This window comes from Thioclava atlantica (genome assembly GCF_000737065.1).
Taxonomy (GTDB): Bacteria; Pseudomonadota; Alphaproteobacteria; order Rhodobacterales; family Rhodobacteraceae; genus Thioclava; species Thioclava atlantica.
The window spans coordinates 213,627-232,359 of record NZ_AQRC01000004.1; the positions used below are offsets into that span (position 1 = coordinate 213,627).

Annotated in this window: 18 protein-coding genes; 7 read left to right on the forward strand and 11 right to left on the reverse strand. The window is 65.7% G+C overall.

Annotated features, from left to right (window positions below):
- Positions 1-185 precede the first annotated feature (185 nt).
- Complete coding sequence (locus DW2_RS19035; RefSeq protein WP_051855581.1) at positions 186-926, reverse strand: response regulator transcription factor; 741 nt, start codon at positions 924-926, stop codon at positions 186-188.
- 329 nt (positions 927-1,255) lie between these two features.
- Between DW2_RS19035 and DW2_RS07070 the strand changes: the two genes are divergently transcribed.
- The 3 genes from DW2_RS07070 to DW2_RS07080 all read left to right on the forward strand — a co-directional run bounded on the left by DW2_RS07070 (position 1,256) and on the right by DW2_RS07080 (position 3,506).
- Positions 1,256-1,525 (forward strand): MucR family transcriptional regulator, encoded by a 270-nt coding sequence (locus tag DW2_RS07070; protein ID WP_038145130.1) that lies wholly within the window; start codon positions 1,256-1,258, stop codon positions 1,523-1,525.
- 169 nt (positions 1,526-1,694) lie between these two features.
- Entirely contained in the window at positions 1,695-2,159 is a 465-nt protein-coding gene (locus DW2_RS07075; RefSeq protein ID WP_038144921.1) for a Ros/MucR family transcriptional regulator, read from the forward strand.
- 207 nt (positions 2,160-2,366) lie between these two features.
- On the forward strand, positions 2,367-3,506 hold the full coding sequence (locus DW2_RS07080; protein WP_051855585.1) for a flagellar motor protein MotB: 1,140 nt from the start codon (positions 2,367-2,369) through the stop codon (positions 3,504-3,506).
- 216 nt (positions 3,507-3,722) lie between these two features.
- On the opposite strand, the gene dapA is transcribed toward DW2_RS07080, so the two are convergent.
- The gene (dapA, locus tag DW2_RS07085; RefSeq protein WP_038144923.1) at positions 3,723-4,595 is read right to left on the reverse strand and encodes a 4-hydroxy-tetrahydrodipicolinate synthase; all 873 of its coding nucleotides are present in this window, start codon (positions 4,593-4,595) and stop codon (positions 3,723-3,725) included.
- Between the two features lie 172 nt (positions 4,596-4,767).
- Here dapA and DW2_RS07090 point away from each other — a divergent pair, with 172 nt between their 5' ends.
- A complete protein-coding gene (locus tag DW2_RS07090; RefSeq protein WP_162178891.1) occupies positions 4,768-6,708 on the forward strand; it encodes a lytic transglycosylase domain-containing protein in 1,941 nt (646 codons plus the stop codon).
- Between the two features lie 18 nt (positions 6,709-6,726).
- Here the strand turns inward: DW2_RS07090 and DW2_RS07095 are convergent, their stop codons facing one another.
- Together DW2_RS07095 and mnmC2 are read right to left on the reverse strand one after the other, a co-directional pair.
- On the reverse strand, positions 6,727-7,599 hold the full coding sequence (locus DW2_RS07095; protein ID WP_038144927.1) for a DMT family transporter: 873 nt from the start codon (positions 7,597-7,599) through the stop codon (positions 6,727-6,729).
- Positions 7,592-8,266, reverse strand: a complete 675-nt coding sequence (mnmC2, locus tag DW2_RS07100; protein WP_038144930.1) for a tRNA (5-methylaminomethyl-2-thiouridine)(34)-methyltransferase MnmC2 — start codon at positions 8,264-8,266, stop codon at positions 7,592-7,594. The genes DW2_RS07095 and mnmC2 overlap by 8 nt, the downstream gene beginning before the upstream one ends.
- A gap of 49 nt (positions 8,267-8,315) precedes the next feature.
- Between mnmC2 and DW2_RS07105 the strand changes: the two genes are divergently transcribed.
- Entirely contained in the window at positions 8,316-9,365 is a 1,050-nt protein-coding gene (locus DW2_RS07105) for an NAD(P)/FAD-dependent oxidoreductase (RefSeq protein WP_038144933.1), read from the forward strand.
- A 114-nt stretch (positions 9,366-9,479) separates the two neighbouring features.
- On the opposite strand, the gene DW2_RS07110 is transcribed toward DW2_RS07105, so the two are convergent.
- The 7 genes from DW2_RS07110 to DW2_RS07140 form a co-directional block, all read right to left on the reverse strand.
- Positions 9,480-10,223 (reverse strand): sterol desaturase family protein, encoded by a 744-nt coding sequence (locus DW2_RS07110; protein WP_038144936.1) that lies wholly within the window; start codon positions 10,221-10,223, stop codon positions 9,480-9,482.
- Positions 10,224-10,297: 74 nt separating this feature from the next.
- Entirely contained in the window at positions 10,298-10,714 is a 417-nt protein-coding gene (locus tag DW2_RS07115) for a Na+/H+ antiporter subunit G (RefSeq protein ID WP_051855588.1), read from the reverse strand.
- Positions 10,715-10,721: 7 nt separating this feature from the next.
- On the reverse strand, positions 10,722-10,991 hold the full coding sequence (locus tag DW2_RS07120) for a K+/H+ antiporter subunit F (protein ID WP_038144937.1): 270 nt from the start codon (positions 10,989-10,991) through the stop codon (positions 10,722-10,724).
- Complete coding sequence (locus DW2_RS07125) at positions 10,988-11,479, reverse strand: Na+/H+ antiporter subunit E (RefSeq protein WP_038144938.1); 492 nt, start codon at positions 11,477-11,479, stop codon at positions 10,988-10,990. The genes DW2_RS07120 and DW2_RS07125 overlap by 4 nt, the downstream gene beginning before the upstream one ends.
- A gap of 14 nt (positions 11,480-11,493) precedes the next feature.
- Positions 11,494-13,128 carry a monovalent cation/H+ antiporter subunit D gene (locus DW2_RS07130; protein WP_081874899.1) on the reverse strand — a complete coding sequence of 545 codons (1,635 nt, stop codon included), beginning with the start codon at positions 13,126-13,128 and terminating at the stop codon, positions 11,494-11,496.
- The gene (locus DW2_RS07135) at positions 13,128-13,466 is read right to left on the reverse strand and encodes a Na+/H+ antiporter subunit C (protein WP_038144939.1); all 339 of its coding nucleotides are present in this window, start codon (positions 13,464-13,466) and stop codon (positions 13,128-13,130) included. The genes DW2_RS07130 and DW2_RS07135 overlap by 1 nt, the downstream gene beginning before the upstream one ends.
- Positions 13,466-16,462 carry a monovalent cation/H+ antiporter subunit A gene (locus tag DW2_RS07140; protein WP_081874894.1) on the reverse strand — a complete coding sequence of 999 codons (2,997 nt, stop codon included), beginning with the start codon at positions 16,460-16,462 and terminating at the stop codon, positions 13,466-13,468. Before DW2_RS07140 ends, DW2_RS07135 begins: the two co-directional genes overlap by 1 nt.
- 418 nt (positions 16,463-16,880) lie before the next feature.
- On the opposite strand from DW2_RS07140, the gene DW2_RS07145 reads away from it, so the two are divergent.
- Complete coding sequence (locus DW2_RS07145; RefSeq protein WP_051855590.1) at positions 16,881-18,515, forward strand: OpgD/OpgG family glucan biosynthesis protein; 1,635 nt, start codon at positions 16,881-16,883, stop codon at positions 18,513-18,515.
- Positions 18,512-18,733, forward strand: coding sequence for a hypothetical protein (locus tag DW2_RS07150; RefSeq protein ID WP_038144940.1), 222 nt, complete (start codon positions 18,512-18,514; stop codon positions 18,731-18,733). The genes DW2_RS07145 and DW2_RS07150 overlap by 4 nt, the downstream gene beginning before the upstream one ends.

Here is an 18,733-nt window from a genome sequence, read left to right on the forward strand (position 1 = left end):
ATCGATGCTCCGAGACACCTATTTTTCAGCGCTTGGCGCCCTAATGGTTGTGTGCACGCCTCTGGCTTCCCACAGCTTATTGACGCAACGTCCACAATTTGTGGTCTCAAGATCAATCAAGGTGTTGTTAACAATTCGATGCTTGACAGCCGCACCCGCAAAACCTGTTACACAGACTCGGCGTATCAACCCTGGGTTGCAAGCGCCTGTCGTTTTCCCGCGGGAATCTCGTAGAAGGAATACCCGGCGGCGCGCACCGTTTCGACCACGTACCTCTCGCCGAAGGCATCGCGCAGTTTCTTGCGGATCTTCGTGATATGAACGTCGAATTTCCGGTCCCCATAGACCCACAGGCATTTGTCGATCCGGCGGGAAAGCGCGTCGCGTGTGACGATGCGTCCACCGCTCCGGATGAGTTCGCGCATGATCTCCGCTTCCATCGGCGTGAGCTGCACAGCCTCCGCCGCATCGGGCACGGTGAGCCGATTATCCTTGTCGATCCTGAGGCGGGCGACGCGTTTCTCCTCGCCCGGCAGGTTCAGGGGCAGACCATCCCCCGCCCGGAGCCAGAGCCGCGCCGCCAGCTCCCTCTCGGTATAGGGCTCTCGGATCACGTCATCGGCGCCCGCCAGGATCATCTCGGCGGCAAGATCCCCGCCCGGAGAGGGCTCGATGAAAATGACAAGGCTCTCCATCGGGCCGACGCGTGCGGTGCGTATCAGATCCGCCGCACCGTCCGGCTGCGCAAGGCTGATCAGCACGACCCGTGGATTGCCGCCCGACAGGAGGTGTTGTTCGGCCTCTCGCGCGCACGCGAAGGGCAAGGCCTCCCAGCCGCAATACTCGAGAAAGAAGCGGGCCAACTGCTGTTGCTTCGCCTCTTCTTCCGCGACGATGATGACGTTCTGTCTCCGCGTGGCATCCATGCCGGACAAGAGGCAACTCCCGAATCCCTCGGCGCTTGCGGGCGAGCATTCATTCTCTCGCCTTATCCCTGCAGCGCTCTTTTATTTCGAATAGCGCGAGATGCCGGGCACGGTGACGGAGCGTAAATCCGCCTAGCCTGAATTGTTCGCGTTTTCGAATTTCCCTACCTGCTATATGCGATAATTCACGTTTTTATGCCTGACAAGCCGAGCGCGGGCCCCAGATCGCGGCTTGGCCGCGGCATTTTGTCGAAAAGCCCGAATTCTTTGACCTAACTTTAAGAATTTCTTCAATCTTTCCCTAGAGACAAAAGAGTGTGAGGGCAAACATGACGCATCAACCCCCACCCCGGGCCGGTGAGCCCGGGGCTTCCCGCATCCCTGCGGTGCCGGTTTCCGAAAGTGTGCTTCCGGATCGCCTGATCTGTCTGGAGACCGGCCGGTCCATCAAGATGCTGAAGCGTCATCTGAAAAACCTGCTCGGAATGACGGTCGAGGAATACCGTGCAAAATGGGGCCTTCCGGCGGATTACCCGACCAGCGCACCCGAATATCAACTCGCCAAACAGCGCTGGCTGACGCGGGGCAAATTGCACTGAGGCCCAGCCGCGCGCCCGAAGCGCCATCCGGACCAATTCTGCGCAGAACATACGTCTCGTCAGGAAAACCAAGAACAGAGATGCACGTTCATTGACAGAAAAACGGGTTAACCCTACCTTTCCCTATTCATCCGGGGTGAGTGCAAATTTTAAGCAGCGGAGAGACAAGATGCCCAAGGAACGGCCCACGGATGCAGCAAGCATTATCGCGACAGTCGCTGCAGCCTATGCCTCCCGTCAGGACGTGACGGCGGATCAGGTGGTCGACCTCGTGGCCAAGCTTTCCGCGCAGTTCGGCGATGATCTTCACGACGCCACGGCCTCGCTTGCCGCGGATGCGACTGCACCAGGCCCGAGCCCGGCGAGGCCGCAACCCGCGATCCCGGTGAAAGAGGCCGTCACCGAAGACAAGGTCTACTGCCTGTGCTGCGGGCGCGGCTTCAAGATGCTCAAACGCCATCTCGGCTCGGAACACGGGCTGAGCGAAGACGAGTATCGCGCCCTCTTCAACCTGCCCGCGGACATGCCGCTTGTCGCCCCCAGCTATTCGGCGCGAAAGGCGGCCTATGCGAAGAAGGTCGGGCTGGGAAAACACAGCCGCGAGGACGGCGACAAGTCCCCTCACGACGCCTGATCCCCGTATCAGCGACCGGCAAGAACGCGGCACGGAAAGGCATCCGAAGCCGCTGTTTCGCGGTTTTGTTTCCAGATCATGAACGAATATCGCCCTTTTTTGGCCACCATTTGAGCCGACAACCCTCAACGTAGGGAGTGCCGCAGAAGCATTTCCCGCGAGCAGACAGCTGGTCCGGAGAACCAGCGGGTTGGGAAAGGGCAAGGCATGGCACGGTCGAATCAGGCACCGATTGTACTGAAGCGGACAGATGAAGATCACGAGTCCGAGCATCACGGCGGAGCTTGGAAAGTCGCCTATGCCGACTTCATGACCGCGATGATGGCCTTCTTCATGCTGATGTGGATCCTGTCCATTTCCGATGAGAACCAGCTCACGGGAATCGCGGATTACTTCGCACCCGCGAAGGTCGAGATGCAGGCCCCCGGCGGCACCGGTCCGCTCGCGGGCGAAACCATCGGCCCGAAAGGGGTCATGAACGCCTCGCGCGCGAATGATGCGATTCCCGCCAATCCCGGCGTCGGAGCTACGACCGATCCGTCGACCGCGATGGCGAACGCCTCGGCCAGCTCCAATGCAAACGCGCCCGAGGCGAAGATCGAGAAAGTCGCGGCAACGGCGCAGGGTCAGGCCACGACCCAGGACAACGCGGAGAACGGCGCGAAATCCGCCGCCGCCACGCCGCGCGCTCTCGATGATGCTCGCTTCGACGCGCTGCAGGCCCGCATCACGCAGGCGATCCAGCGTGTCCCGGATCTGCGCCCGCTCCAGCAGAACGTCATCTTCCGGCGCACGCCCGACGGGCTGAATATCGAGGTCGTCGATCAGGCCGGAAAAGCCATGTTCGCCTCGGGCAGCGCGAAGATCGACGGCCCCACGCTGGCCCTGATGGACCAACTCGGGCGCGCGCTTTCCGATCTTCCCAATGACGTGCTGATCGCAGGCCATACCGACTCGGTGCCCTATCAGAACGCGAACGGCACCTATGGAAACTGGGAATTGTCTTCCGATCGCGCCAATGCGACGCGCCGGGCGCTTGTCGCCGCCGGTGTCGCCTCGCAGCGCATCACCCGGATCTCGGGCCTGTCGGATACGGACCCGCTCAAGCCCCAGGATCCCCGCGATCCCTCGAACCGGCGGATCACGGTCACCCTCGCCTATCTCCAGCCGGAGAATGGCGCACCCGCGACGCAGCTTCAGGCGAACGCTTCGATCCCCTCCCCGCAGAGCGCCGCGGTCGAGCAGAAAGCCCCCGACGCCGGCGCGCCTGCAACGCAAGCAACCGCCGATGAGCCGCAGAAGTTCAGCTCCATCGCCCTCGACGATCTGCGTAGCGCCTTGCAGTAACCCCGACCGCCAAGATTTCTTAGCCGGCGCAGCCCTGAGCGCGCCGGCTCGCTTGTCTTCAGGAGACAGGGATAGGCGCTCGGACCGTCCCGCCGAGCGCAGAAGGTCCAGCTCACATCACCGGCACATCACGGCGGGAGCGGGGCCGGATGCAAAGCGCCCTTGCGCGCACCCGCATCCGGGACGGGCGCACTCACGGCGCCCGCAGGTCCGGCTTCAGATCAGCCCGGCATGCTCCATCGCCGCTTCGATCGCCGCCTTGGTCTCCGGCAGCAACTCGGTCAGCGGCAGGCGCACTTCGGCCGAGCACAGGCCGAGCTTCGACATCGCGTATTTCGCACCTGCCACGCCCGGCTCGAGGAAGATCGCCATGTGCAGCGGCATCAGCTTGTCCTGGTAGCCGAGCGCCTTCGCGTAATCGCCCGCGAGCGTCGCCTCCTGGAACTCGGCGCAAAGCTTGGGCGCCACGTTCGCGGTAACCGAGATGCAGCCCACCCCGCCATGCGCGTTGAAGCCGAGCGCGGTCGCGTCCTCGCCCGAGAGCTGGATGAAATCGGCACCGCAGGTCGCGCGCTGCATCGAGACCCGCTCGAGCTTGCCCGTCGCGTCCTTCACGCCGATGATCCGTTCCAGCTTCGCCAGCACGCCCATCGTCTCGGGGATCATGTCGATCACCGACCGGCCCGGGATGTTGTAGATGATGATCGGCAGCTCGCAGGCATCGTGCAGCGCGGTGTAATGCGCCACCAGACCGCGCTGCGTGGGCTTGTTGTAATAGGGCGTCACGACAAGCGCGGCATCGGCACCGGTCTTGGCGGCGTGCTGGATCAGCTCCACCCCCTCGGCGGTCGAGTTCGACCCGGCCCCGGCGATCACCGGGATGCGGCCCTTCGCGGCCTTCACCACCTCGGTGATGACGGTCATGTGCTCGTCATGGCTCAACGTGGGGCTTTCGCCCGTGGTGCCCACCGGCACGAGGCCGTGGCTGCCCTGCTCGATGTGCCATTCGACGAGTTTCTTGAGCGTGTCCAGATCCAGCTCGCCGTTCTTGAACGGCGTGATGAGTGCAGGCAGGGACCCTTTGAACATGACACGCTCCTTGGTGTTGTGGGCGCCGGGAACGGGATTCGTCTCGGCGGAAATCGGCCGGGTTATAGGCGCTCGCGCAGCCCTTGCCAACTTGTGAATCATCCACATCTGTGCGACCTCGTATCCCAAGAACACAGCGGCACGATCCCGCGCATAACGAAGAGCAGCGATGATGATCCGACGCCAATTCCTCGCGGCGCTCGCCGCTTCGACCTTCGCGCTGTCCCCGACGGTTCTGCGCGCGGCGTCCGGGGCGCTGGCCGATGCGCTCGCCTCCGCCCGATCCGGCAACTGGGACACCGCCGAAAACCTCGCGCGGCGGGTCGGCCCGCTCGGTTTCGACATCATCGAGTGGCAGCGCCTGCGGTCCGGCGAAGGCACCTTCGCCGATTACATGGATTTCGCCACCCGACGCGACAATTGGCCGGGCATGCCCTTCCTGCGCGAGAAGGGCGAGGCGACGCTCGACGGGATCGCCCCCGAACAGGTGCTCGCCTATTTCCGGCTCGGGCCGCCCCAGACCGGAACCGGGGCGCTGGCGCTGATCGGGGCGCATCTGGCGCTCGGGCAGAAGAGCGCCGCGGCGAAGGTCGCCGAGACCGCCTGGCGCCACCTCACGCTGAGCAGCAGCGAACAGGCGAAGTTCCTTTCCGACTATTCCGATCTGGTCGCGCCGCATCACGGCGGGCGAATGCAGAACATGCTCGATCACGGCCATCTCACCGATGCCCGCCGGATGCTCGATCTGGTGACGCCCGGCACCCGGGCGGTCGCCGCGGCCCGCATCGCGCTGCAGGCACGCGAAAACGGCGTCGACGACCTGATCGCCGCGGTGCCCGAATACATGGTGCGCGCCTCTGCCGGTCTTGCGCGCGACCGCGCCTGGTGGCGCTGGCGCGAGGGGCTGGAGGACGGGGCGGCGGACCTGATCCTCGAACGCTCGAACAGCGCATCTGATCTCGAGTCGCCCGAGCTCTGGGCCGATCTGCGCGGCGCACAGGCCCGCTGGGACCTGCGCGACAACAACCCGCAACGCGCCTACAAGCTCGCCGCGCGCCACCATCTGCCGCCGGGCGGCGCGGATTACGCCGATCTCGAATGGGTCGCGGGCTACGCGGCGTTGAAGCTCGGCGATGCCGCCACCGCGCTGCGCCATTTCCGCGATCTCGAGAAATCCGTGGACGGTCCGATCTCGTCCTCGCGGGCATGGTACTGGCAGGGCCGCGCGCTCGAAGTGATGGGCAAGACCGCCGAGGCGAAGGCCGCCTGGTCCAAGGGCGCGCAGAATCAGGACGCGTATTACGGGCTCTTGTCGGCAGAGCGCCTCGGCCTGCCGCTGCCCGCGCAAATCGCCAAGGGCGTCGATCTGCCCGACTGGCATGACTACAAATTCACCAACAGTTCGGTCTTCAAGGCGGCACAACTGCTCTACGAGGCAGGCGACAGCGATCTTGCGGCGCGCTTCGTGCTGCATCTCGAGGAAAGCCTCGGGCCGGGCAACTTCGGAGCGCTCGCGAAATATGCACTTGCGCAGCGCGACGACTATCTCGCGCTGATCGTGGGCAAGCGCGCCGCGATCAAGGGCGAATTGCTGCCCCAGGCGCTCTGGCCGATCCCGGGCCTGACCAATCACGATCTGGGCGTTCCCGAGGAACTCGTCCTCGCCGTCGCCCGGCGCGAGAGCCAGTTCGCGACCGGCGTCGCCAGCGGCGTGGGCGCGCAAGGCCTGATGCAGCTGATGCCCGGCACCGCGAAGATGATGGCCGAGAAGACCGGGCTGAGCTATTCGCACGACCGGCTGACCAGCGATGCGACCTACAACCTCAAGCTCGGCGGGGCGTACCTCTCGACGCTGCGTGACCGGTTCGGCCCCTCGGTCGTGCTGATCGCGACGGGCTACAATGCCGGCCCGGGCCGTCCGCGGCGCTGGATCGAGGAACAGGGCGACCCACGGATCGCGACGGTGGACGTGGTCGACTGGGTCGAGATGATCCCCTTCACCGAGACCCGGAACTACACGATGCGCGTGGCCGAGGCGATCCCGCCCTATCGCGCGCGCCTGGGCAAGCCCGAGGTCAAGTTCACCGACATCCTGCGCGGCAAGGCGGAGTGATCCGGCGGCCGGCGCGTCTCAGCCCTGCGCCGCCACCCGCGCCCGCCAGAGCGTGAACAGCCCCGCGCTCACCACCACCGCGGCGCCGATCATCACGTTGAGCTCCAGCTCTTCGCGGAAGACGAGCACCCCGAGCGCCGAGGCGAAGACGAGCTGGAGATAGGCGAAAGGCTGGATCGCCGAGGCCTCGGCCACCTCATAGGCCTTGATCAGCAGGAAGTGCCCGGTCGCGGCGGTTAGGCACAGCACCGCCATCCATCCCCAGTCGCCCGGCGTCATGTTCTGCCAGTGCCAGATCCCCACGACGGTGATCACCACCGCCCCGACGACACCGGTATAGAAGAACGACACCGAGGCGGGATCCACCCGGCCCACATAGCGCGTCATCAGCGAGTAGAGCGCGAAAAGGAGCGCGGCCGCGAGCGGGATCAGCGCATAGGGCGTGAAGACCCCGATCCCGGGCTGCAGGATGATCAGAACCCCAACGAAGCCCACGCCGATCGCGACGAGCCGGCGCCAGCCCACCTTCTCGCCCAGAACCGGCCCCGAGAGCGCGGCGACCAGCAGCGGATAGCAGGCGAAGACCGCATGGGAATGGACGAGGCCGAGATAGACGAAGGCCTGCACCATCACGATCACCTCGGTGATCAGCACGACCGACCGGATCAGCTGCGCGACCGGCATTTCCGAACGCGTCGCCCGCCGCAAGCCGCCCGGGCTGCGCGCCGCGACCGTCAGCACGAAGGCGGCGAAGAACCAGAACCGCACCATCAGCGCCATGTAGACGTTGTAGGTCTCGGCCAGATGGCGCGAGATCCCGTCCTGCATCGCGAAGATGAAGGTCACCGCGACCATCAGCACGATGCCGCGGCGATTGCTCTGCTCAACCATGTTTCACCCCGCGCGACATGTGGCGCTTGTGTCCGAAACCGGGGCTGCGCGTCACCTCGAAGCCCGCCGCTTCCAGACCCCGGCGCACGAAACCCGCGGCCGTATAGGTCGCGAATGTACCGCCCTCAGCGCTATGCGCCCCGACCTCGGCCATCAGATCCGCGCCCCAGAGTTCTGGGTTCTTCGCGGGCGAGAACCCGTCGAGAAACCACGCATCGGCGCGCCCCTCCCAACCCGGCAGCGTCTCGCGCGCGTCCCCCTCGATCACCTCGACCGAGACGGGGCCAAGCCGGAACGCCCGCTGCCCGGCCGCCCAGGCCTCGAGATAGGGCCCGGCCACGGCCTCGGCCTCGGGAAATGCGGCGAGCGCGCGCGAGATCTCCTGCGCGGTCATCGGGAAAGCCTCGAAGGAGGTGAAGCGGATCGGGCAGTCCGCCGGGCAGGCGAGGCGCAGCGCCAGCAGGTTCAACCCCGTGCCGAAGCCCAGTTCGGCCACCTGAAATCCCGGGCGCAGCCGCGCAGGCAGATCGTTTCCCGCCAGAAAGACATGACGCGTCTCGGCCAGCCCCCCGGCAAGGCTGAAATAGGGATCGTCGAAGCGGCGCGAGACCGGCACGCGGTCGTCACGCCAATCGAGATCGGCTTTGCTCTGGTCAGGCGCGGTCATCGGAGGTAGTCCACAAGTTCCGGCCAAGCCTTGGAACAGGACGCGGCGAATGACAAGTGGCAGACCCGATCTGACAGTGCGCGGCGGCGGCATCTTCGGCCTCGCGATCGCCTATGAGGCGGCGCGGCGCGGCGCGAGGATCCGGCTGATCGAACGGATCCGCATCGGCGCGGGCAGCTCGGGCGGGCATGTCGGTGCGCTGGCTCCCCATGTGCCCGAGCAATGGAACCCGAAGAAGCAGTTCCAGTTCGAAAGCCTGCAGATGGCCGAAGGTTTCTGGGCGGGCGTGGCCGGGACCGGTGGTGGCGATCCGGGCTATGCGCGGTTCGGCCGGATCCAGCCGCTCGCCGACGAGGCGCAGATCGCCCGCGCCAGGGACCGCGCGGAGGGCGCCGCCGCGCTCTGGCAGGGCTTCGCGCAATGGCGCATCGCGCCGGTCGCCGAATTCGGCCCCTTCGCGCCGCCCTCGCCCACCGGCCTGGTGATCCACGACACGCTCTCGGCCCGCGCCAATCCGCGCGCCGCCGACGCCGCGCTCGTCGCCGCGCTGGAAGCGATGGGCGCCGAGATCGTGATCGGCGAAGCGGAGGAAATCGGCCCGGTGATCCACGCCACCGGCGCCCCCGGCCTCGCGGATCTCGCAGCCGCCCTCGGCAAACCCGTCGGCAATGGCGTGAAGGGGCAATCGGCGCTGCTGAAATTCGACGCGGGCGACGTCCCGCAGATCTATGCCGAGAGCCTGCATATCATTCCCCATTCCGACGGCACCGTCGCGATCGGTTCGACCTCGGAACGCGACTTCGACGCGCCCGACACCACCGATGCCCGGCTCGAGGCGCTGATCGACAAGGCCCGCAGCCTTTGTCCGCCCCTCGCTGCTGCCCCGGTGATCGACCGCTGGGCCGGCCTGCGCCCCCGTGCGAAATCCCGTGCGCCGATGCTGGGCCCCTGGCCCGGGCGGGAGGGCCATTTCATCGCCAATGGGGGCTTCAAGATCGGCTTCGGCATGGCCCCGAAAGTCGCGCAGGTCATGGTCGATCTGGTACTGGAGCAGCGAGACGCGATCCCCGACGGCTTCCGCGTGACGGACAACCTCTGACAGGGGGCTCTGCCCCCTCGGGCTGGCGCCCTCTCCCCCGGGATATTTCACGCATTTGGAAGCAGGAGAGGGCGCGTCCCTTCCAGATGCCGGAAATATCCCGGGGGACGCGCGTCAGCGCGCGGGGGCAGCGCCCCCTCCGACGATCGCCGCGCGCGCGACCTCCTGATCGGTGATTCCGAAGCGGGGCGCGAATTTCTCGCGCGCCGCGATCAGGCGGGGGTCGTCGGGGCGCAGGCCCAGCGTGCGGATGAACTCGACCCGGCTCTGGCTCTTGAGTTGATCGCGCGAGATCGCGGTGCCCATCATCCGGTCGATCACTTCGCCGCCCGCAGTGACGTGGAACCATTTCGAGAAATCCCGGAAATGGTGCTGGTTGTGGAGCGTCGACACCCGGCGCTCGACCCAGCCCTTCTTCACATTCACATGGGCGGTGGTGTGGAACCATTCATAGCCGAGGAAGGTCCCCGCGCCGCCGAGCGGGACGACCGCGACCGCGATGTCGAAGGCATGGGTCAGACCGAAGAACGACAGGATCGCCCAGAGCAGAAGCGTATTGCCGACCAGAACCGGCACGATCACCGAAAGCGGAGCGAAGAGCAGCGGCCAGCAGGTCGGGAATTCGTGATGCCCGTAATGGACCCGGTAGAGCCAGTTGAACGCCCATTGCCGCTTCGGCGGCGCCATGTGGAAGATGTAGCGGTGCAGCCCGTATTCGTTGAGCATCTGCGCCGGGATCCCCAGAAGCGCCACCGCCCAGAGCCAGACCGGCCCCTGCGCCGTATGGACCACAGCCGCCAGAACGACCGCGATCATCACCCAGATCGACAGATGAGACAGCATCAACCGCAACCGCATCGCATTCCTCCCCGAAACGTCCTCCGGGAGAGAGCGTGCCACGGGTCCGCGCAGGCGCAAAGCGTTTCGCCGCGTCAGTCCTCTTCGCGCGCGGCCTCGGTTTCCTTCTTCACTGCCAATTCGCCCTCGGACGTATCCGCATCGGCCTGATGGACCGCCCATTCGCCCTCGCCCGCGGGTTCGGGAAGCGTCTCGGCGGGCCAATCGCGAAAGATATTGGCCTTGGAGATGAAATGCGCGGTGATCGGCGCGGTGAGGAAGATGAAGACCGTCACCATCAGCTCGTGCAGGGTGATATGGCCCTGCTTGGTCGCGAACCACAGCATCGAGGCGATCAGGATGGCCCCCACCCCCAGCGTCGCCGATTTGGTCGGCGCATGCAGTCGCGTCATCGGATCGGGCAGTTTCACCAGCCCGAGGCTGCCGACGAAACCAAAGATCCCGCCGATTACCAGCAGCGCGGAAATCACGATATCCCAGAGAAGTTCCATGATCGCCTCACTCGATGATGTCGCCGCGCAGGATGAATTTGGCGAAGGCCACGGTCGCGACGAACCCTGTCATCGCGTAGAGCACCGAGGCCTCGAAGAAGAGCGCCGTGCCCTCCCAGATGCCGAAGAGCACGATCATCGCGATCGCGTTCACCGCCATCGTGTCGAGCGCAAGCACCCTGTCGGTCACGCCGGGCGACTTGATGACGCGGTAGAGGTTGAAGATCAGCGCCGCCGAATAGCAGGCGATGGCGAAGATCAGGGCATAGGTGATCATTCGAAAATCTCCTTCAGGCGGGCTTCGTAACGGGTCTTGATCTCGTCGCGCACCGCATCGGCATCGGGGGCGTGCAGGCAGTGTACCAGCAGCGAATGCCCGTCGGCGGCCAGTTCGGCGGTCAGCGTTCCGGGCGTCATGGTGATCGTTCCGGCCAGCACGGTGATCGCCTCGGGCGTGACCAGATCGAGCGGCACGACGACCCAGGCCGGGTGCAGATCCCGGTTCGGCATGAACAGCACGATCCGGGCCACGGTGATATTGGCCACGATGATGTCCCAGATCACCACGCCGACATATTCGATGATCTTCAGCGGGTTCGCGATCCGCGGGCGCGCGGGCCAGTAGGGTGCGGTGACCCAGGGGATCACCAGCCCCACCAGCACCGCGAAGACCAGCGAGTTGAGCGTGTAGGCATTGGCCAGCAGCAGCCAGACCAGGATCAGGGTCAGCGTGAGATAGGGGTGGGGCAGGAACTTGCGGATCATCTCTCGGCCTCCCCTCAATGCGCGGCCGGGGCGTCATGCCCGGTCGCCGCGCCCTCGTCGCGCATGTCTTCGATCACGTTCATATGGCCATGCTCCTGCGCACCGATCCGGGCGGCCTCCTGCGCACGCGCCTCGGCGCCCGCCAGCACGGCGTCGATATATTGCCGCGGCGTGAAGAGCTGCGCCGCGGTGCCTTGCACCCAGTTGCTCACCGGCCCGGCAAGGACCGTCAACCCGACGAGACCGGCGAGAAGCAGCCCCGTCGCGGTGAAGGCAAGCGCGGGGGCGGAGGCATCCTTCGCCGGTTCCGGCCCCTCGCCCTCCTCGACCTCGACCGCATAGGCGCGCCAGAACACTTGGCTGCCGGCGCGGGCGAAGCCGATGATCGCGACGAGCGAGGTGATCAGCACCGCCCCCCAGAGCCACCATTGCCCCCGCGTCGCATCGAGGATCATCAGCTTGCCGAGGAAGCCCGAAAGCGGCGGCATCCCCGCCATCGCGATCGCGCCCATGAAGAACATCGCGGCGATCAGCCCGTGATTGGCGATCTTCGGCGCATCGGTGAGCGACAGCCCCCAGCGGCCGCGCCGCTCGCGCACCAGATCGGCGATCAGGAACAGCACCGCCGCCACCAGCGTCGAATGGATCATGTAATAGAGCCCCGCCGAGGTGGCGCCCTGGGTGAATTGCGCGAAAGCCAGCATCATGGTCCCGACCGAACCGATCACCGAATAGGCGACGGCCCTCCCCATGTCGCGCGCGCCCAGGATCCCGACCATCCCGATCACCAGCGTCACGCCGGCCGCCGGAAGCAGGATGTCATGGGCGAGCGTGCCCGTCGTCCCGGTGATCGGGAAGACCAGCGTATAGACCCGGACGATTGCATAGACGCCGACCTTGGTCATGATCGCAAACAGCGCGGCCACCGGTCCGGGGGCGTTCGTGTAGGTCGCGGGCAGCCAGAACTGGAACGGCACCAGCGCCGCCTTGACCGCGAAGACCAGCATCAGGAGCGCCGCGCCGACCTTGATCAGCGCGGTCTGATCGGGCGGCATCTGGGCCACTTTCACCGCGAGATCGGCCATGTTGAGCGTGCCGGTCACCGAATAGATCGTGCCGAGCGCAAAAAGGAACAGCGTCGAGCCCGCGAGGTTGTAGACGACGTATTGCACCCCCGATTTCAGCCGCGCGCGCCCGCCGCTATGGATCATCAAGCCGTAAGAGGCGATCAGCAGCACCTCGAAGAAGACGAAGAGGTTGAACGCATCGCCCGTCAGGAAAGCCCCGTTGAGCCCCATCATCTGGAACTGCATCAGCGAATGGAAATGCCAGCCGCGCCGGTCCCAGCCCGACCCGATCCCGTAAAGGACGATCACCAGCCCGAGGAGCGCGTTGAGCACCAGCATCATCGCCGAGAGCCGGTCGAGCACGAGCACGATCCCGTAGGGCGGGTCCCAGTCGCCGAGGCGATAGACCTCGGGCGGGTGCATGGTGGCCGAGACCGCGAGCGCGATCGCGAGGATCAGCAGCGCGGACATGCCGATGATCGAGGCCACGCGTTGCGTCACCAGATCGTAGCGCATCCACAACACGATCAGAGGCGCGAGCATCGCCGGCAGGACGACCGGCGCGATGATCCAGTGCTCCATCATCGTCCGTCCTCCTCGGTCTCGAGGTCGATCCGGTCATTGCTCGCCTCGATGAAGGCGCCGAGCGCGAGCATGACCACGACCGCCGTCATCCCGAAGGAGATCACGATCGCGGTCAGCACCAGGGCCTGCGGGATCGGATCGGTGTAGGAGGTGACGCCGTCGCGCAGGATCGGGGGCTGGTTCACCACCAGCCGCCCCGTCGCGAAGAGGAACACGTTCACCGCGTAGGACAGAAGCGACATCCCCACCACGACCGGGAAGGTGCGCAGGCGCAGGATCATGTAGATGCCGGCGGCGGTCAGCACGCCGATGGCCGATGCGACAAGCACTTCCATCAGTGATCGCCCCCGTGGTTCTTCTTGTTCTCATGGATCGCGGCAATCTCGGCCTGCGTGGCCTCCTTCGCGGCGCGCGCGGTCTTCCACCAGCGCCGGGGGACCTTGGCCTCGGGCGGGTAGGGCCCCGCCGCGAGCGGCGCAAGCACCCGCGCCTCGGGTTTCTCGGCGGCGATATGCGGGCCGTTCTCGCCCTCCTGCTCGCCCATCGCGGCACGGCGGGCAAGGCGGCTCAACCCGCCCAGCGCCAGCATCACCGACCCGACCACGCCGAGGAACACGCCGAGATCGAAGCCCGCTGCGGTCGCCAGTTCGAACTTGTCGAGCCCCGGCAGCTTCACATAGCCGAAATCGGAGGTCAGGAAGGGCATGTCGTTGAAGAGAGCCCCTGCCCCGGTGATCCCCGCCACCAGCACGCCCGCGGCGATCAGCACGTGGTAATAGACCTTCTGGCGCGCCTGGGTCCAGGCGAAGCCCGAGGCCATGTATTGCGTCACCAGCGCGATCGCGACCACGAGCCCGGCGATGAAGCCCCCGCCCGGCTGGTTGTGGCCGCGCAGGAAGATGTAAAGCCCCACGACCAGCGCGATCGGCATCATCACCCGCGTCACGACCAGCAGCATCAGCGGGTGCTTGTCCCCGCCGCGCGCGACGTCGGGCCGCCAGGCGATCAGCTTGCGCGACGAGGCGCCTTGCAGCAGCGCCTCGGTCAGCGCGAAGATCACCAGCGCGGCGATGCCCAGCACCGTGACCTCGCCATAGGTATCGTAGCCCCGGAAGTCGACGAGGATCACGTTCACCACATTGTCGCCGCCCGCGAGATTGTAGCTGTTGTCGAGCATGTAACCCGACATCGTCGGGAAGGCGAAATCGCGCGTCAGGAGCGCGTAAATCAGCCCCGTCACCGCCGCGCCCGCGAACACGGAGAGCGCCACGTCGAAACTGATCTTGAAGCGGCTCGACTCGATCTGCGTGACCTTGGGCAGGAAGTTCAGCGCGAGCAGCATCAGCACCGTCGTCACCACCTCGACCGAGATCTGCGTCAGCGCGAGATCGGGGGCCGAGAGGTAGATGAAGGAGATCGACACCGTCAGGCCCACGATCCCGATCATCACCAGCGCGAGGATACGATTGTGATGGAAGGCCACGATGCACAGCGTCGCCGAAAGCACGAGGATCCAGGCGACGATCGCGGCGCCGTTGACCGGCGTGAGCTCGCGGGTCGGCGCGCCGATCATCCCGGTCGAGAAGGCATAGAGCCCCGCCCCGACCGAGGCCACGGTGAAGAGCATCAGATACCGCGCCATCGAGCCGTTATGCAGCCCCTGCGTGACCCAGTCCGAAAGCGCCTGCGCCCGCGCGATCACCCAGTCGAACATCACTTTCGCCTCGGGGCGCGGCATCGCATCCCAGATCTTCTGGAAGGGCGCGTGGGCGGCGAGGAAGGCGAGACCTCCCACGACCGCGATGATCGACATGAAGAGCGCGGGCGTCACCCCGTGCCAGATCTTGAGCTCGTGCATGTGATAGCCGCCGCCCACCACCGCATTCGTCGCCATCTGCACATAGGGACCGGCGATGACCATCGGGAAAAGCCCGATCGCGACCACCAGCACTGCCAGAAAGGCCGGGCTCAGCCACATGCCGAATTTCGGATCATGCGGCGTCTTCGGCAGATCGGTGGAGACCGGGCCGAAGAAGGCGTGGCTGATGAAGCGGAACGCGTAGGTCGCCGAGAACAGCGCCGCCAGCGTGGCAAGGGCGGGCACCAACCACTCGTTGTGCAGCCAACTCGTATGGAACGCCGCCTCGAGCATCATCTCCTTCGAGAGGAACCCGTTGAACAGCGGAATGCCCGCCATCGAAAGCGCCGCGATCGTCGCGATCGCGAAGGTGATCGGCATCAGCTTGCGCAAGCCCGAGACGCGGGTGAGGTCGCGCGTCCCCGCCTCGTGATCGACGATGCCCGCCGACATGAAAAGCGCCGCCTTGAAGGTCGCGTGGTTGATGATGTGGAACACCGCAGCCAGCGCGCCCGCCTCGGTCCCGAGCCCCAGCATGAAGGTGATCAGCCCCAGATGCGAGACGGTCGAGAAGGCCAGGAGCGCCTTCATGTCGTGCTTGAAGATCGCGATCAGCGCCGCGAGCAGCATCGTGATCAAGCCGACCGAGGCGACGATGTAGAACCATTCCGGCGTCCCCGAGAGCACGGGCCACATCCGCGCCATCAAGAACAGGCCCGCCTTCACCATCGTCGCCGAATGCAGATAGGCCGAAACGGGCGTGGGCGCGGACATCGCGTGCGGCAGCCAGAAATGGAACGGGAATTGCGCGGATTTGGTGAAGGCGCCCCCCAGGATCAGCAAAAGCGCGGGCAGATAGAGCGGGCTCGCCTGAATCGCGTCCTTGTGCTTGAGGATCTCGGAGATGTCGTAGCTGCCCGCGATATGTCCGAGGATCAGCATCCCCGCGATCATCGAAAGCCCGCCCATCCCGGTCACGGTCAGCGCCATGCGCGCGCCCTGACGGCCTTCGGGCAGGTGCTTCCAGTAGCCGATGAGCAGGAAGGACGACAGAGAGGTCAGCTCCCAGAAGATCAGCAAGAGCAGGATGTTGTCCGACAGCACGATCCCGACCATCGCGCCCTGGAACAGCAACAGGTAGGTATAGAACTGGCCGACCGGATCCCGGTTCGACAGGTAGTAGCGCGCATAGAGAATGATCAGGAGCCCGATCCCGAGGATCAGCGTCGCGAACAGCATCCCCAGCCCGTCGATCCAGAAATTCACGTTCAGGCCCAGCCAGGGCAGCCAGTCGATCCTGGTCTCGACCACGCCGCCAGCCAGCACCGTGGGCAGGTTCAGCAGGAGCCCCAGCAGCGCGAGCCCCGTGATCAGCGCCGATACGGCGGCGGCATTGTTTCGGCCAGTGCGGATGAGGATTGACGGCAGGGCTGCGCCAAGGAAAGGCAAGGCGGCGATCAGGGCAGGCGACATTTTCACTCCGGTCCGTTCTTGGGCGGGCCTTGGGGTGGAAATATGCGCGCGCATGCTCCCCCCCGCGCAAGCTGTTCTCTACCTGAGCAAGGGGACCCTGCCTGTCAAGTTCCGTGAGGTAGAATAATGGGCAGAATCGGTGTCCTTTCGTCAGGCTCGCGGGTCTCGCGGCGTGCCGCACCGCCATTCGCCGCCCTTCGCAACCGCAGCATCCCGCGCCGCCCGGACCCTCGGATCGGCGGGTTTTCGCGCTTTTTTGTGCATGGATGGGCAAGGACATGCGAAATTCGCATAGCTCACCCCTCTCGCCCTGCCCCACATTGCGAGAAAGCTTGCAAGTTCCGAGACCCTGTGGCTATGCAAGTTCCGATCCGCGCCTATCTTGGGGCACGAAGCGACTGTTATCGCAGGAAAACAGATGCACCAATCCCGACCGTCCTCGTCGTTCCGTCCGAACCGCCGCCAGCTTCTGCGCGCAGGCTCCGCCATGGGGTGCCTCGCTGCAGCCGGGCTCTGGTCCGGGGCGGGCTTCGCGCAGGAGACCCAGCCCGCAGCAGCCGCGTCGGATGCCGCACCGCAGCAAGCTCCTTTCTCCTTCGACCAGCTGGCCGAGGAAATGCGCGCCGTCGCCAAGGGCGAGCCGGTTGCGCCCGCGACGAGCGAGGCGAAATTTCTCGACGAACTGACCTACGACACCTATCGGCTGATCCGCTTCGATCCCGAAAAGTCCCGGTTCGCCGGCATCAAGAACACCCGTTTCGAACTCCAGGCCTTCCATCTCGGCTGGCTCTTCAAGGAGCCGGTGCAGCTTTTCACGCTCGCCGACGGGCAATCGAGCCCGATGGAGTTCTCGACCGACGATTTCATCTACGAACGCGAGGCGCGCGACATCGTGCCCGCGCATGTCCCCCTGCCGGGCGTCGCCGGTTTCCGGTTGCACAGCCCGATCAACCGCCCGGACGTCATGGACGAACTGATCGCCTTTCAGGGCGCGTCCTATTTCCGCGCGCTCGGGCGCGGCTCGGCCTATGGGCTTTCGGCACGCGGCCTCGCGGTGAATACCGGGCTGTCGGTGGCCGAGGAGTTCCCGCGCTTCACGCGGTTCTGGATCGAGGCCCCGAAACCCGGTGCGAACACCATCACCCTCTACGCGGCGATGAATTCGGCCTCGCTCACCGGCGCCTATCGTTTCGTCGTCACGCCGGGCGAGGCCACCTCGGTCGACGTCACCGCGCGGCTCTTCATCCGCAACGACATCCAGCAGCTCGGCGTCGCGCCGCTGACCTCGATGTTCCTTTACGGGCCGCGCAACCGCGACCAGTTCGACGATTACCGCCCGCGCGTCCATGACAGCGACGGGCTCGCGATCGAGCAGGCCGATGGCGAACGGCTCTGGCGGCCGCTGCACAACCCGCGCCAGCTTGCCTCCTCCTATTTCGCGGAGAACGCACCCAAGAGCTTCGGCCTATATCAGCGCGACCGCGACTTCGACCATTATCAGGACGCCTCGGCCCGCTACGAGCGCCGCCCCTCGGTCCGCGTGACCCCGCGCGGCGACTGGGGCAAGGGCACGGTGCGGCTTGTCGAGATCCCCTCGAAGCTCGAGGTCAACGACAACATCGTGGCCTTCTGGGTCCCCGAGGCTCCGGCCAAGGCGGGCGATGCGCTGGAATTCGCCTATCGCCTCGAATGGGGCGACCTGCCCCCCGATCCGACGGCCTCGCGGGCCTATGTCGCGGATACGCGGGCCGGGACCGGCGGCGTATCCGGCGTCGAGAACACCAAAGGCACCCGGAAATTCGTCATTGATTTCAAGGGTGGAGAGATTTCGCGCCTGCCCAACTCGGCCGTCGACGAGATCGAGGCGATCACCCATGCGACCAAGGGAAAGATCGTCACCCAGACGCTTTCGAAGGTCGAGCAGGACGGAGTCTGGCGGCTCGTGCTGGATGTTTCCGCCGATGGCGACGCGCCTGTGGAACTCACTGCGCATCTAGCGGGTTTTGGGCGGAAGCTTTCCGAAACCTGGCTCTATCAGTGGAACAAATCATGATGTCTCACTTCGACCTGCCCGCCGTCCCCGCGATGTCCGAGCAAGTCCGCCCCGCACGCGCCTCCTCTCCCGAGGCGCTGATCGCGGGTCCCTGCGCGCTGCCTTCCGCTCCGATGGCGATGCCGCGCCAGCAAATCGAACCCGACCTTTCAATGCTCGGGCGCCTCGTCCGGTTCCTGACCCGCCGTGCGGGCCCGGCGGCGCGCGAAGGCGCCTGA